Source organism: Ruminococcus sp. YE282, assembly GCA_900101355.1.
GTDB classification, from domain to species: Bacteria; Bacillota; Clostridia; order Oscillospirales; family Acutalibacteraceae; genus Ruminococcoides; species Ruminococcoides bromii_A.
Genome location: FMUV01000027.1, coordinates 1 through 15,044 on the forward strand (window position 1 = coordinate 1; position 15,044 = coordinate 15,044).

10 protein-coding genes are annotated in these 15,044 nt (G+C 41.6%); 6 read left to right on the forward strand and 4 right to left on the reverse strand.

Going from position 1 to position 15,044, the window contains the following annotated elements; all coding sequences use genetic code 11:
- The first annotated feature begins 523 nt into the window (after positions 1-523).
- Complete coding sequence (locus BLP46_RS08790) at positions 524-1,057, forward strand: histidine phosphatase family protein (RefSeq protein ID WP_092978275.1); 534 nt, start codon at positions 524-526, stop codon at positions 1,055-1,057.
- Between the two features lie 48 nt (positions 1,058-1,105).
- On the opposite strand, the gene BLP46_RS08795 is transcribed toward BLP46_RS08790, so the two are convergent.
- Positions 1,106-2,455, reverse strand: coding sequence for an MATE family efflux transporter (locus BLP46_RS08795; protein WP_092978276.1), 1,350 nt, complete (start codon positions 2,453-2,455; stop codon positions 1,106-1,108).
- Positions 2,456-2,860: 405 nt separating this feature from the next.
- On the opposite strand from BLP46_RS08795, the gene recQ reads away from it, so the two are divergent.
- Together recQ and BLP46_RS08805 are read left to right on the forward strand one after the other, a co-directional pair.
- Complete coding sequence (gene recQ / locus BLP46_RS08800) at positions 2,861-4,873, forward strand: DNA helicase RecQ (RefSeq protein WP_092978277.1); 2,013 nt, start codon at positions 2,861-2,863, stop codon at positions 4,871-4,873.
- Positions 4,874-5,007: 134 nt separating this feature from the next.
- Complete coding sequence (locus BLP46_RS08805) at positions 5,008-5,907, forward strand: alpha/beta fold hydrolase (protein WP_092978279.1); 900 nt, start codon at positions 5,008-5,010, stop codon at positions 5,905-5,907.
- Positions 5,908-6,038: 131 nt separating this feature from the next.
- Here BLP46_RS08805 and BLP46_RS08810 read toward each other — a convergent pair whose 3' ends face one another.
- Complete coding sequence (locus BLP46_RS08810; protein ID WP_092978280.1) at positions 6,039-7,976, reverse strand: glycoside hydrolase family 31 protein; 1,938 nt, start codon at positions 7,974-7,976, stop codon at positions 6,039-6,041.
- 331 nt (positions 7,977-8,307) lie between these two features.
- On the opposite strand from BLP46_RS08810, the gene asnB reads away from it, so the two are divergent.
- Positions 8,308-10,704, forward strand: a complete 2,397-nt coding sequence (gene asnB / locus BLP46_RS08815; protein WP_092978281.1) for an asparagine synthase (glutamine-hydrolyzing) — start codon at positions 8,308-8,310, stop codon at positions 10,702-10,704.
- Between the two features lie 198 nt (positions 10,705-10,902).
- Here asnB and BLP46_RS08820 read toward each other — a convergent pair whose 3' ends face one another.
- Complete coding sequence (locus tag BLP46_RS08820; RefSeq protein ID WP_092978283.1) at positions 10,903-11,784, reverse strand: M14 family metallopeptidase; 882 nt, start codon at positions 11,782-11,784, stop codon at positions 10,903-10,905.
- Between the two features lie 27 nt (positions 11,785-11,811).
- Between BLP46_RS08820 and BLP46_RS08825 the strand changes: the two genes are divergently transcribed.
- Positions 11,812-12,357: an NUDIX domain-containing protein gene (locus BLP46_RS08825; protein ID WP_092978285.1), complete on the forward strand. Its 546-nt coding sequence runs from the start codon at positions 11,812-11,814 to the stop codon at positions 12,355-12,357.
- 13 nt (positions 12,358-12,370) lie between these two features.
- Complete coding sequence (locus BLP46_RS08830) at positions 12,371-13,294, forward strand: bifunctional riboflavin kinase/FAD synthetase (protein WP_092978286.1); 924 nt, start codon at positions 12,371-12,373, stop codon at positions 13,292-13,294.
- A gap of 111 nt (positions 13,295-13,405) precedes the next feature.
- Here the strand turns inward: BLP46_RS08830 and BLP46_RS08835 are convergent, their stop codons facing one another.
- Positions 13,406-14,908 (reverse strand): phosphohexomutase domain-containing protein, encoded by a 1,503-nt coding sequence (locus BLP46_RS08835; protein ID WP_092978288.1) that lies wholly within the window; start codon positions 14,906-14,908, stop codon positions 13,406-13,408.
- Between the last annotated feature and the right edge of the window lie 136 nt (positions 14,909-15,044).

A 15,044-nucleotide genomic window follows, 5' to 3' on the forward strand; every position in this document is an offset into this window, starting at 1 on the left:
TTAGTCAAATAGCTTTGTTCAGCGTAATAACCAATGGATAAACCGCCTTACTTTTTTGTATCAGCAGCGCAGATACTTATGTGTTAGTCAAATAGATTTATTCAGCGTAGTAACCAATGGATAAAACGCCTTACTTTTTTGTGTCAGCATCGCAGAAACTTAGGTGTTAATATCAAATAGTTTTATTTAGCGTAGTCACCGATGGCTTAACTGCCTTACTTTTTGTGTCAGCATCGCAGAAACTTAGGTGTTAATCAAATAGCCTTGTTCAGCGTAATAACCAATGGATAAACCGCCTTACCTTTTTGTGCCTGCGGCGTAGAAACTTAGGTGTTAATCAAATAGCCTTGTTCAGCGTAATAACCAATGGATAAACCGCCTTAATTTTTTGTGTCAGCAGCTCAGAAAATTAAGTTTAAATCAAATAGTTTTATGCTGTATTTTTTGAGGCAAAGCCTTATGTTGTTTTGCCAGCAATTATAACAACTTTACACGCAATCAAATTCATAAATGGGAGAATCCTATGGGGCATTTGTATTTTGTCAGGCACGGACAAACCGTGTGGAACGTAGAAAACAAAATATGCGGTTCAACCGATATTGACCTTACCGAAAAAGGACACAGTCAGGCAATTGAAACCGCAAATAAAATTCTTTCAGAGAATATAAAAGCGGACATAATTCTTTACTCTCCGTTAATAAGAGCCGCAAAAACCGCAAAGCACATTTCTGAAATTACAGGTATACCTGTCAGGGAAGAGCCTCGGCTCACGGAGCAGAATTTCGGAAAATTTGAGGGAACGGCAAGAGACGGCGACGAGTTCCGAATTGCCAAACGTGAATTTGCGTGCCAATATGACGGCGGCGAGTCCATGCTTCACCTTGCACAGAGGATATACAATTTGCTTGACGATGTAAAGGCAAGCGGAAAGACCTGTATTCTTGTTGCTCACAACGGCATTGCAAGGGTTGTAAATTCTTACTTTTACGAGATGACCAACGAGGAGTATGCGGATTTCGGATTAAAAAACTGCGCCGTAATACGCTATGATTTTTAATATTCTGCCAAATAAAAACGAGCCTCACAATGTGAAGCTCGTTTTGTTTTACCTTGTTCGTTCCGTGAATTTAAGGCTGATTTTCTTATTCTCTTTTTTATAAAGTATAAAACCGACTATTGTTGTGATTATTTCAGTGCATGGAAATGTGAGCCAAAACCAGTCAAGCCCGATTTTTGAAAAGATAAATCCAAGCGGCACAAGCAATACGACCGTTCGCAAAATTGTGAGCATTGAGCTTTTAAAAGCCGAACCGATAGCCTGAAAATAAACCGGATAAATCAGGGAAGTAACAAGCGGAATGAACGAAATTCCGATTATTCTGAATGCGACCGTTCCGATTGAAATAACGTCGGCGTCTTTTGAAAATGTCATTAACAATTGGGTTGGAATCAATTCAAAGCTCAGCACGCCGATGAGCATAAGCGCCATTCCGAGGAGAACCGAATCTTTGAGTGTTTTCCTGCACCTGCCAAACAGCCCTGCGGCAAAGTTAAAGCTTATTACGGGAACAATGCAGGTTTGCATTGCACCCAAAGGAATAAAGATTACCGACTGCCACTTGTAATACAGACCAAGCACCGTGACCACTTGGTCGGAAAAAGTTTTTAAAATCAAATTAAGACCGAAAATATAAAATGTGTATGCCATTTGCATAAGAATGTTCGGAAAGCCGAGCAGGTATATTCTCTTTATGTATTTGCCGAATTTTGAAAATTTCGGCGGCTTTTTAAATCCTTTGAACATTACTATAACCGCCGCTGTGCTTTGACCGATGACAGTTGCAATCGCCGCACCTGCAATGCCCATTTTCGGAATAAATCCAAGCCCGAAAATCATTATCGGGTCAAGAACAATATTTACAAGCGCACCTGCAATCTGGGCAATCATCGGCACTTTCATATTGCCGACCGCCTGCAAAATTTTTGTCCATACGCTTTCAAAAAATATTCCGAAACTGCACACGCACACCATTCGTCCGTAAACCACCACTTCATCGGCAATTTGCTTTGTGTCCGTAGAAATTTGTGCATAAAACGGCATTATAAACCAGCATATTTCCGCAAATATAATCCATATTGCACACGCAAGCGGAGTGCCCACTCCCGCGGCTTCGTTGCTTTTTTCATTATCGCCTACTCCGAGAAAATGCGACATCAGCGTGTTGATTCCGACTCCCGTTCCGACCGCAAGCGCAATCATAAGAAGCTGGAGAGGATATATTTTTGACAGCGCAGTTAAGCCTGATTCGGAATAACTGCCGACAAAATAACTGTCAATCAGGTTATAAAGAGCCTGTATAAGCTGAGCAAGCATTACGGGCGGAGCAAGTTTGAGCAAAATTTTAATTATTTTATCATTGCCAAAGTCAAGTTCACGCTTTGAACTGCTTTTCATTTGTGGTCCCTCCGGACAAAAAGTAATGCCTTTTACGGCACAATCAATAATAGTACAAAATCCGACAGCTTAATATCGTAACAGAATTATCGAAAATTTTATCTTTGCAAAGAATATTTTACCCGACTTAAGGTCAAATAAATTTGACAGGAACTTTGCCGATATTGTCTGTAAAAACAAATAGTGATTATCTTGTAAAACTTACGCAAATAGCCTATAATCATAGTGCAGATGTCCCACGATTTAAAGGCTGCGTGGAATATTCAGATTTTATGGGGAGATAACCAACCTTGAAACCAAAGGAGTTTTGCGCTGATTGCAACCGTTGCAATTTTTGTTTTCTGCAAGCACAGCAGAGCGTTGCTCCGATTTAAATTTATTTATCGGTAGGTTCGGGAGGAGATTATGGATAAGTTTGACGTGTTAAGCAGATACTTCGGATATACTGCCTTCAGAAAAGGGCAGGAGGAAGTGGTTGACTGCCTTTTGTCGGGAGGAGATTCTCTTGCCATAATGCCGACAGGCGCAGGCAAGTCTGTCTGTTATCAGGTGCCTGCGATTATGTTAAGCGGCATTACAATTGTTATTTCTCCGTTGATTTCGCTGATGAAGGACCAAGTTAACGCTCTTGTTCAGCAGGGAATAAAAGCGGCTTATATCAATCGGTCGCTTACCGATTCTCAATATGACAGGGTTTTAAAAAATGCGGCTTTCGGAGCTTATAAGATAATTTACGTTGCGCCCGAACGCCTGGATTCCTCAGATTTTACCAACCTTTGCAGAAAAATTAAAATATCAATGGTTGCCGTTGATGAAGCCCACTGTGTTTCGCAATGGGGACAGGATTTCAGACCAAGCTATCTTAATGTAAACAAATTTATTTCAAAACTGTCCAAGCGTCCGATAATCGGAGCTTTTACCGCAACAGCTACTGACGAAGTAAAAAATGATATTATAAATATATTGAAGCTCAATAATCCCAAGGTTGTAACTACTGGGTTTGACAGACCAAATCTGTTTTTTTCTGTTTTACGGCCCGAAAAAAAGGATTCAAAACTAATTTCGCTTTTAAAAGGAAGAAGTGACAAGTCGGGGATAATCTATTGCGCCACCCGAAAAAAGGTTGAAACTCTGTGCGATTTTCTTATCGAAAAGGGCTTTTCGGCAACACGCTATCACGCAGGTTTAAGCAACGAAGAACGCATAAAAAACCAAGACGATTTTGTCTATGACCGCAAGACGGTTATGGTTGCAACAAATGCGTTTGGAATGGGAATAGACAAGTCAAATGTTTCTTATGTCATTCACTACAATATGCCGAAAAATCTCGAAAGTTATTATCAGGAGTCGGGCAGAGCGGGACGTGACGGACAGGAAGCAGATTGCATTTTGCTTTACGGAGCGTCTGATGTACAGACCTGTCGTTATTTTATAGAAAGTGCCGAGCCAAACCCCCAGCTCACTCCCGAACAGAATGAAGCGTTTAAACAGAGGGAAGAGGAACGCCTTAAACATATGATTTTCTATTGCAGAACAAGCGATTGCCTGCGTGGATATATGCTTAAATATTTTGGAGATGAAGCAGAGGAGAATTGCGGAAAATGCTCTAATTGTCTTACAAAATTTGAAACCGTAGATGTTACAATCCAAGCGCAGAAAATACTTTCCTGCATAATCAGAACAGGACAAAAATTCGGTGCTGCGGTAATATCGGATGTTTTGCGAGGCAAAAAGAATGAGAAAATAAAATATTACGAACTCGACAAGCAATCGACATTCGGAATAATGAGAGATGCGGAACAAACGGAAATCAGACATATAATCGAAAAATTGGAGGAGCAGGGATACATAATATTTGTGGGAGCTGGCAAACCGATAATCAAGGTTACGGAAATGAGCTATCCTGTGCTGAAAGGCAAAGCAAAAGTTAAAATTAAGAAGACAATTAAAATTAAGTCTAAAAAGAAAACCGCCGAACAGGCAGCCGACAGTCCTCTCTTTAATATTCTCAAACAAATCAGGTCTGAAATCGCAAGCAAAAAGGGAGTTCCCGCATTTTTGATTTTTTCAGACGCATCGCTTGCGGATATGTGCAAAAAACTTCCCGTAACGCCCGAAGAGTTTTTATCGGTTAACGGCGTGGGTGAAAACAAGCTGAATCAATACGGCGACCGTTTTATATCGGCAATTTCCGAATATGCTGCGAAGAATGATGTAATTCCCGATAATCAAAACAGCAACAAACTGAATAAAAGCGAACTTGGCTCTGCCTATGAACCATGGATAGAAAAAGAAACCGAAAAACTGAGATTTGAATATGAGTTGGGAATGTCGATAGGCAAAATCGCCAAAAATCACGGTAGAACAAGGGGCGCAATAAGAAGCAGACTGAAAAAGGAAGGCTTGATTGAGGAATAGTCACAGTTTAAAGATTTTGCTTTGTTATTTTTATAAAACAATAATTTGATTTTTATTGCAAATACATTTTTGTGCCTCAAAATTTAAATTGTGGGTATAATAAGTTTAATTTAGTATGATGAGGAGAGCTTTGAATGGAAATTGTAAACATAAAATCTCCGTTTGATGAATTGGAGCTTGAAACCGCCGTTTTTGTTCCAAAAAACACCCCAAAGGCGATTATTCAGTTTTCACACGGAATGTCCGAGCATAAAGAACGTTATTTTGATTTTATAAACTATCTTTCAGACAATGGATATATATGCGTTATCAATGACCACCGAGGTCACGGCGCAAGCGTAAGAGAAAAGAGCGACTACGGATATTTTTACAATAATGACGAAAGTGCAATAGTTGAAGATTTGCACACAGTGACAGAGTATATAAAGAACAGATTCCCCGGCATTCCGCTATTTATTTTCAGTCACAGTATGGGTACGCTGGTGGTAAGAAATTATATGAAAAAATATGATGACGAAATTTTAAAGGTCGTGCTTTGCGGACCGCCCACCGAAAATTCGTCCGTGAATTTGGGGCTTAGGCTCGCAAAAATTTCGGGGCATTTTCACAAGGAAAAAGCCCCGAATCATATGTTAAACAATGCAACTTTTAATGGCTATAACGGAAAATCCAATGTGCCCGATTCGTGGATTTCAAACAATAAACAAAATGTCGAAAAATATAACAACGATAAAAAGTGCGGCTTTGTTTTTACAACAAACGGTTTTGTCAACCTTTTTAAACTGCAAAAGGAAGCGTTTAAAAAACAAAACTGGAATCCGCATAATAAAAGTCTGCCTGTATTTGTTATTGCGGGAAAGGACGACCCCGTTATTCAGTCGGAGAAAAAATTTGACAAGCTGATTAAATTCCTTAAAGAAGTCGGATATACAAACGTTTCCGAAAAACTTTACGAAAACAAACGCCACGAAATTTTGAATGAGACCGACAATGCCGAAGTATATGCCGACGTACTCAGTTTTTTTGAAAGTTGAATTTTAGTCGGAATTTATAAATTTAAGTACAAATGTTTTCTGCCGACACAAATCATTTTTGGTAACGATGATGACAAAAATTAAACCCGAAGTTTTCAACTCCGGGTTTTAATTTTACACAGAATTTTAATTTATCCGATGAACTCCAAATTTTCCGTGTCCAAAAGGCTTGTGCGCATTGCAGGTTTGCAAAGCGGTACTTTTTTGCCTTTTTTAATAAACAGCGGAACCTCGTTAAGTGCAACGTCAATGTAATGTACGCCTTTTTCAAGAGGTTGGGTGCTTACGTTTTCGCCGCTGAGCTTAACGAAGGTCATATCCTCAGGCAGATAAACATATCTTCCGCTTGCGTTCTGCTCATAAACAGGGCAAATCATACATTCATCACCGAGCATAAGCTGGTTTTCACATTCTCTGGCGATTTTGTCGTCAGGATAATCAAATGAAAGCGGACGGAAAATCATATCGTCATTTTCGCTTGCATTGCAGAAAGTTTTGTAAAGATAGGGAATAAGTCTGTAACGAACTTCAATAATATCTTTGAAGTCGCTTGTGTTTTCAAAGTTATAACATTCCTGATTGCGTGTTCCGCAGGCGGAGTGATTGCGCATAAGAGGTGTAAAAACGCCGAGGGCAAGAAAACGAAGCACAAGGTCACGTGTGCAGTTTTCGTTAAATCCGCCAAGGTCTGCGCCGCAGTAAAGAAATCCGCACATATTTGCCGAGGGCAGCATTTTGAGGTTTAAAAGAATGTGCGACCACCAGCTGTGGTTGTCTCCGAACCATATTCCGCTTGTGCGGTGTGCGCCGACATATGAAGCACGTGAGAACATAAGAATTTTGCTTTTGCCAAATTCTTTTTCAAAATACTCGCCTGCCGATTTTGTCATATTTGCACCGTAAATATTATGCACCCTATCGTGACAAACCATTTTGCCGTCAATGTTGTGATATATGCTTGAATAGTCCTCGCTGTTGTTTGAAAGTCCGGTAAAAGCGTCTTTAAGTGCAAAGAAGTCACATAAATCAAGGTTCTTTCCTTTGGCAGCCTCAGCCTTTTCAAGTGCCTTGTCAAGTCCGTTTTGAGTATAGAAAATTGCCGGCTCGTTCATATCGTTCCAGAATCCGTCAATGCCCATATCCGTAAGTGTTTTGTACTTTGAGCCAAACCAGCTGCGAACTTCCTTTTGCATAAAGTCGGGAAATCCCACAATTCCGGGCCATACTCCGCCTTCAAAGGTTTGTCCGTCCTTTGTTTTGCAGAAGTATTCGTTTTTAATGCCCTCTTCATAAACCGAGTAGCCGTCCTCTTTTTTTACACCTGCGTCAATGATTGGAATAAGGTGGATTTCCTGTTGCTTTTTCTGCTTTACATATTCCGCAAATTCGGGAAATTTTTTGCTGTCAACGGTAAAGTCCTTGTAACGCTCCATATAGTCTATGTCAAGATAAACACAGTCCAGCGGAATTTGGGCTTTGTTATAGCTGTCAATTACATTGTCAACGGCGTCGTTGGTTTCATAGCTCCAGCGGCTTTGTTGGTATCCGAATGCCCAAAACGGCGGAATATAGCTTTTGCCTATTATTTTCCTAAATTCGTGAACAATGTCAAGCGGTTTTTTGCCGTCCAAAATATATATGTCAAAATCTTCTCCGTTAAGTGTGACAACGGTTTTGTCTGTTTGTGAATATCCGATGTCCCAGCGTATTTTTGCGGGAAAATCAACAAATATTCCAAAGTTTTTTTCGCCCGAAAGCATAAGAAAATTATGAGCGGCATAAAGCGATGACTTTGTTTCGGTGTGGAACGGGTCGTCGGCGCAAAAGCTTTCATAAACCCAGCCGCGTTTGTTAATGCCTCTCGGAGCTTCGCCAAGTCCGTAGACAATGTCGTTTTCATTCATATTAAATTCAAAACTGAATTTGCCGTTCTCAATCTTGTGTTCAAACGGAAATTTATCGACAGAAAGACTGTCAAACTGTTTTATAACGGCTTCGGTGTTGATAGGATTGCCGAGCGTAAATTTTTCACCATAACCATAAACTCCTTTGTTTTGTAATTGCTTTATTTAAATCTGAAAAGTTCCGCTTTAATTGCAAAGAGCAGAGCCTATACAAACTGCAACCGAATTATATTCCGAGTTGCAAAAATATAAATTTTGCCGATGTTAAACCCGATAAATCAAGCTGAAATTCGGGTGGTTTTTGAAAATATCAATTAAAGTATTATGATTATATATTATTTGCTTAAAACATTCAACAGATTCTTTTAATCAAATTACTAAAATTATTTTGTTGAATTTGCCGACACAATATGGTAAAATAAAATGCAATAATAATAATTCGTTTTGGAATTGTTACCAAATTATTTGTAAAGCCTTTGAAAGGGGTATTTTATTTATGTGTGGAATTTGTGGTTTCACAGGTCAGATAGTTGACCGTGACGATGTAATAAAAAATATGACCGAGGTTATTACCCACCGCGGTCCCGACTCCGATGGCTTTTTTACCGATGATAATATAGCAATGGGATTTCGCAGACTTTCAATCATTGATTTGGACGCAGGTCATCAGCCCATTTATAATGAGGACAAGACCCTTGTTCTTACTTTTAACGGCGAAATTTATAATTATAAAGAACTGAGAAAGGTGCTTATTCAAAAAGGGCACAAGTTCTATACAGACACTGACAGCGAAGTGCTCATACACGGATTTGAGGAATGGCAGGAAGACCTTTTGCCAAGGCTCAGGGGTATGTTTGGATTTGCTATATACAATACAGTTGACAAGTCGCTGTTTATTGCCCGTGACTTTTTCGGTATTAAGCCAATGCACTATACAAAAATCGGAAACGATTTTGTTTATGCAAGTGAAATTAAGAGCATACTTGAACACCCGAACTTTGTAAAGAAGTTCAACACAAAAGCGCTTGATACCTATCTTTCTTTCCAATATGCGCTGCCTCCCGAAACATTTTTTGAGGGCGTTTACTGCCTGATGCCGGGACATTACCTTTGGTATCGTGACGGAGAGATAGAAACCACCAGATATTTTGAGCCGAAGTTCAATCCGGACGAGAGTATGACCGAGACCGAGGCTGTTAATAAGATAGAAAAAATATTTGAGAACTCTGTAAACGCACACAAAATCGCAGATGTTGAGGTAGGTTGTTTCTTGTCCAGCGGCGTAGATTCAAGCTATGTTTCAACTTATTTTGCCGACCAAAAAACATTTACGGTAGGCTTTGACTTTGGAGAAAAATACAATGAAATCAGCTGGGCAAAATCTCTCAGCGAAAAAATAGGCGTTGAACATCACACCCACCTTATTTCAAGCGAGGAGTTCTGGGATGCCGTTCCGACAGTACAGTATCATATGGACCAGCCTCTTGCAGACCCGTCCTGCATAGCATTGTACTTTGTATCAAGACTTGCAAGTCAGTATGTTAAGGTTGTCCTTTCGGGCGAGGGTGCAGACGAGTTGTTCGGAGGTTACACCTGCTACAATGACCCGAGGGTATTCAAGTTGTATCAGACCATTGTTCCGCATTGCATACGCAAGGCGATTCGTGCTGTTTGCAAAAAGCTTCCCGACATTAAGGGAAGAGATTATCTTATCCGTGCGTGCGACCCTCTTGAGGAGAGATATATCGGCAATGCGTTTATGTATGATTACAAACAGAAACAGCAGATTTTAAAAGACCCGTCAATCGCAACTCCGCCGCAGAATTATACCCGCAAGTATTATTACCGTTGCCGCAAATATGATGACGTTACAAAAATGCAGTATCTTGACATTAACCTTTGGATGGTCGGAGATATTTTGCTTAAGGCTGACAGAATGAGTATGGCAAACTCTCTTGAGCTTCGTGTACCGTTCCTTGATAAAGAGGTATTTAAGGTTGCTTCGTCGCTTCCGACAGGCCTGCGCTGCAATAAGCATAATACAAAGTATGCAATGCGCAAGGCTGCTGTTCGCCATATGCCTGAGGCTACCGCCGAAAAAGAAAAGCTTGGTTTCCCTGTGCCTACAAGAGTATGGCTCAGAGATGAAAAGTATTATAATGTTGTAAAGAAGAAATTCAAGGGCAAAACAGCCGAGAAGTTCTTCAACACAGACGCACTCGTTGCTTGGCTCGATGAGCATTTCAGCGGCAAGGAAGATAACAGCCGCAGAGTTTGGACAATATATGTATTCCTTGTTTGGTATGACATCTATTTTGACGAAGATTCAACCAAGGTGCAAAAGCCTGTTAATCATCTTGACGAGCTTAAGGCTATTGCCGAGGCAAGAAGAGAAAAACAGATTGACGCTCCCGGTAAAATAATTATGGCAGCCGCCGAAGCCGCTGACGAAAGCTATGACGCGCCAAAATTTAAATCCGAAAAAGACGAAAAGCCTGATGAAAATCAGCCGTCTGATACAAAGGAAGAGTCAAAGCCCGAAAGCGAAACGGCTGAAAATTCTCAGGACAGCGCAGAGGCAAAGCCCGAAACTGAGGCAGAAGCACCTGTTGTTGACGACGGAAGCGAGCCTGCAATTGCGGAAGATGACCAAGACGATAATCAGCCGCCTGTTGAGGAAGAAAAGAAGGAAGAGTACATTAATATCTCAAATCCCGAGGATAAAGAGATTTATGAAGCTCCCAGAAAACCGTCTACGCCTAACGAAAAGGTTCAGATGGCTATTGACGATATTGAAAAACGTTCCAAGTTTCTTGATGAACCGAATGTTATTTCGGACGAAGCGGTTGACAATATAGTAAACTCGATTAATTTTTATGATGACGAGGAATAATCACTGATATTTTTAATGCCTAACAGCAATTGCTATTAGGCATTTTAAAATTTAAATCGGAGCAATGCTCTGCTTTGCCTGCTTTTGATTGCAGACAAAGCAACGGAGTGCCTGCTCCTCAGAATTTTGTTGAATTTTATAATAATCCCTGCCGAATCGGATTGACAACCGACTCGGAGACGGGTAGATGCGCTTAGGTTATAACAAAGTTGCTTCCGTTAAAATTTTACGGACAATTTTATATTCGTTTTCAAAATCCGAAAGCGGCAGAGGATTTTTGCCAAGCCCTATCTCAACGGTTAAAGCGGGTTTGTGAAGTTTATCGATTACCCAGTCTTTAAAACCTCCGCCCGTTGCGATGTCCTCGGGTTGGGCTGCTTTGTAGCCGCTTACGTCCGCAAACCTTTGTGCAAGTACCGAGCAAAGCCGAGGCGTGTGTTCTCCGTAGCTGAAGTATATTTCACGTCCCTGACTGTGAAATGCAATCGCCCTTTCAAAATTAATGCTTCCGCATAGTTTTACAAGTGCTTTTGTTTCGGGTTCGCTGTGCGGAGTTTTTCCGCCAAAGCGAGTCGGAGACGGACCGTTGATGCCAAGCTCGATTTCTTTTTGCCTGAGTTCGCACCAGCCTGCGTCAAAGTTGTGGTTGATGTCAACTCCTGCGGCGTTAGCCTGCCAGTATTTTGTGTTTGTACAAACTTTTTCCACAAGTTCTTTAAAGTTAAGTGCCGCACAGCTTCCGTTTATTGCAATTTCAACGCCGTCTGGATTTACACAGGGCACAATGGTTACTCCTCGGATTTTCAGCGCATTTGAAAGAGGTTCGTCTTCGTTTTTCAGGGCTAAAGCACATTCTTCCGCATATTTTAAAAGTGCAAGTACGGTAAGGTACTCCATTCCGTGAAAGCCGCCGCAAAAAAGCACCGTGTTTTTGGTGTTGCCGATTTGCAGCACATCTATTTCTCTTTTGCAAATGCTTTCACCGACAAAATAATGTCTGATTGATTTAAAGCACTTGCAAAGTTCGTTGATAATTACTTTTCTTGCCGCATAGTCGGGCAAAGTATTATAATTAATCATAAATATTTCCTTTCTTCGGAGGTTGCTATGAATTTAAGTGAAAAAACATTGTCAAGCAAAAGCGTGTTTGACGGTAAAATTCTTCATATAACGCTTGATGAGATTGAATTACCGGACGGCAAAAAGTCAAAGCGAGAGGTTGTTAATCATCCCGGCGGCGTTGCCGTTGCGGCGCTTGACTGCGACAACAACCTGTTTTTTGTAAGACAGTTTCGCTATCCGTATAAAGAAGTTGTGCTTGAGCTGCCTGCCGGCAAGCTTGAAAAAGGTTCAACTCCGCTTGAAAACGGAAAGCGTGAGTTGCTTGAAGAAACAGGCGCAATCGGATATTCATATATATCCCTCGGTCAGGTGTATCCGTCGCCCGGTTATACCTCTGAGGTGATACATCTGTATGCGTGCAGAGTGCAAAATGAGGGCGAAAGCAAGCCCGATGACGGTGAGTTTTTAAACGTTGAGAAAATTCCGCTTGACAAAGCGGTTGAGATGGTGCTCAACAATATCATACCGGACGCAAAAACTCAGATAGCGGTTCTAAAAACGGCTATGCTGCTTAAAAGCGGTAAAATATGAGGTAGAATATTTTATGCAAAATTTTTTTGATATATTACCCGAGTCTGCTCCCACCGCCGTGGCATTGGGATACTTTGACGGTATTCACATGGGGCACAAAAACGTGCTCTCACATGCCGCCTATGAAAAGAAGAACGGCTTGGTTTCGGTGTGCTTCACGTTTTCCGAAAGTCCCAAAAGTGTGCTGAGGGGAACTCAGAGCGAAGCTCTTATGACAAATAAAGAAAAACTGAAAATGCTTGATAAGCTGGGCATAGACCATACTTATCAAGCAGATTTTAAAAGCATTATGAATATGTCGGCTCAGGACTTTGCCGAGAAAATTCTTGTGAACACGCTTGGCGCAAAAAAGCTTTTCTGTGGTTTTAATTACCGCTACGGAAAAAACGGTGAGGGCGATGTTAAAGTTCTCGGAGATTTTTGCGGTAAAAACGGTATTAAACTTACGGTGGTTCAGCCCACTGAAATTGACGGCGAAGTGGTATCGTCAACCTTAATAAAAAAACTTATAAGGGACGGACAGATAAAAAAAGCGAACAAGATGCTTTGCCACAGGTTTGGCTTTTCCGGCGTTATTGAACACGGCAGACAGCTTGGCAGAGAATTTGGCACTCCCACCATAAATCAGTCGCTTTGCAGTGAGCTTGTGGTGCCGAAGTTCGGAGTATATTGTTCTGCTGTTACCCTTGAAAACGGCAACACCTATTGCGGAGTTACCAATATCGGCGTTAAGCCGACAGTCGGCAGCCCCACGCCCCTTTGTGAGACATGGATGCCGAAATACTGCGGCGAAGAGCTTTACGGTCAAATTGCGGACGTACGACTGATTGACTTTATAAGGGCAGAAAGAAAATTCGATACACTTGACGACTTAAAGAATACAATAATCGACAACGGAAAAACCGCACTTGAAATATTCGGCAATGCGTCAGAATAAATTTTGTGACGATAAAATGGCTCAGGCAAAATTGATGTCAGCTCGGAAAGACAAAATCTAACCGAGGTTGCTTCAATAGCCTGAGCCGTTACTTGTTATGCGTACAGTTTTTTATATTTCAAGACCGTTTGCAGTCTTTAAAAATTCATACAGCTTGTTAAGAATAATATCAACTCCGCCCTTGCTGTCGCTTTCAATGTTGAGCGGCATAATCGGGTCGTGAACCGAGAGGCGCAAAAGGAACCAACCGTCGCCGTTGTCCTTGTCAAACGAAACTCTGATTCCCTCGCGGTTGTCATCGGCAACCTGCCAGCCTTCCTGATTTTGAGCATATTCAGTAAGGTCGGCGATTATTTTTTCACCGCAGGACTTAAAATCTTTTTCGGTAATTTTATAACGAATTTCTCTGCTTTCAAGCGGCTCTTTAAGCGATGAGGTAAGCTCGTCAAGCTCTTTGCCCTGCTGTCTGAGCTGTGCGGCTTTGATTATAATTTTTGTGCAGAGATATGCGCCGTCGTCAAGAAAATAATTTTCACGCATTGCGGCGTGTCCCGAGGTTTCAATGGCAAGCGGACAATTAATTCCCTCGGCATTAAGCTCCAACGCCTTGTCTATTACATTTTTATAGCCTCTGCGAAAACGATAGTGTTTTCCGCCGAGATTGTTTTCAATAAATTCCTTAAGACCGCTTGAAGTGATGGAATCCGTAACGATTGTTCCGCCGTCATTGCCCTCAAGCGCAATGGCAGAGGCAACTGCAACAAGACGGTTGCGGTTAATTTCGTTGCCCTTTGAGTCAACTGCTCCGCCACGGTCAACGTCGGTGTCAAATATTACGCCAAGGTCGGCGTTTGATTCACGCACGGCTTCGCAAATTGAAGCCATAGCCTCTTCGTTTTCGGGGTTCGGAACGTGATTCGGGAACATTCCGTCGGGCTCAAGATAGCGGCTTCCGTCTGTGTCTGCGCCCAAAACTTTCAGCACCTTGTCGGCATAAAAACCGCCTGCACCGTTTCCGGCGTCAACCACAATTTTAAAACCTTTTAACGGATGGTCGTAATCCTCCGCATTAACTTCTTTTTTTATTTTGTCGCATAATCCCTTTGCGTAGTCGGACATATAGTCAACATCTTGAACTTTGCCGTCGGGTTTCGATTCGGGATGTTCGTCGTTTTGGACATATGTGAGAATTTCCTCAATATCGCTGCCCTCAAGTCCGCCGTCACGTGTAAAGAATTTTAGACCGTTGCGGTTAAATGGGTGGTGGCTTGCCGTAATCTGCAAGGCACCGTCACATCCGAGGTCAACCGTTGTCATAAACATTGACGGGGTAGAGGCAAGCCCGCAACGCAGAACGTTTGTGCCGCATGCGGTGAATCGGTTTACGGCAATGTCCATAATATGAGGACCGGAAATTCGGCTGTCGCGACCGACCGATATTTTGAGTGAATCGGGTGATTTGCCAAGCTTGTTTGAAAGCCAAAGTATAAATCCGTCAACCATATTTGCAAGAACATCATCAGTAAGGTTGACGCTCTGTCCCTCAACACCTTCGCTGGCAACACCTCTGATATCGGTTCCGCTTTTGAATTGTTTATAAAAATCGTTTAGCATAAAAAGCCTTCCTTTCCTCATTCCAATACTATTTAATCACAGCAATACTCTGCTTTGCTTTTTCAAGCCCTGCAAAGGAAGCGATAGCTCCTCAGGGGTTCGGTGAGAGATTATAACCTCACCGAGGTTGAATTAA

What these genes read in the sequence shown, in the direction of transcription:
- BLP46_RS08790 (WP_092978275.1), top strand. Translation starts at nt 524, where the DNA reads ATGGGGCATTTGTATTTTGTCAGGCACGGACAAACCGTGTGGAACGTA.
- BLP46_RS08795 (WP_092978276.1), bottom strand. Translation starts at nt 2,455, where the DNA reads ATGAAAAGCAGTTCAAAGCGTGAACTTGACTTTGGCAATGATAAAATA.
- recQ (WP_092978277.1), top strand. Translation starts at nt 2,861, where the DNA reads ATGGATAAGTTTGACGTGTTAAGCAGATACTTCGGATATACTGCCTTC.
- BLP46_RS08805 (WP_092978279.1), top strand. Translation starts at nt 5,008, where the DNA reads ATGGAAATTGTAAACATAAAATCTCCGTTTGATGAATTGGAGCTTGAA.
- asnB (WP_092978281.1), top strand. Translation starts at nt 8,308, where the DNA reads ATGTGTGGAATTTGTGGTTTCACAGGTCAGATAGTTGACCGTGACGAT.
- BLP46_RS08820 (WP_092978283.1), bottom strand. Translation starts at nt 11,784, where the DNA reads ATGATTAATTATAATACTTTGCCCGACTATGCGGCAAGAAAAGTAATT.
- BLP46_RS08825 (WP_092978285.1), top strand. Translation starts at nt 11,812, where the DNA reads ATGAATTTAAGTGAAAAAACATTGTCAAGCAAAAGCGTGTTTGACGGT.
- BLP46_RS08830 (WP_092978286.1), top strand. Translation starts at nt 12,371, where the DNA reads ATGCAAAATTTTTTTGATATATTACCCGAGTCTGCTCCCACCGCCGTG.
- BLP46_RS08835 (WP_092978288.1), bottom strand. Translation starts at nt 14,908, where the DNA reads ATGCTAAACGATTTTTATAAACAATTCAAAAGCGGAACCGATATCAGA.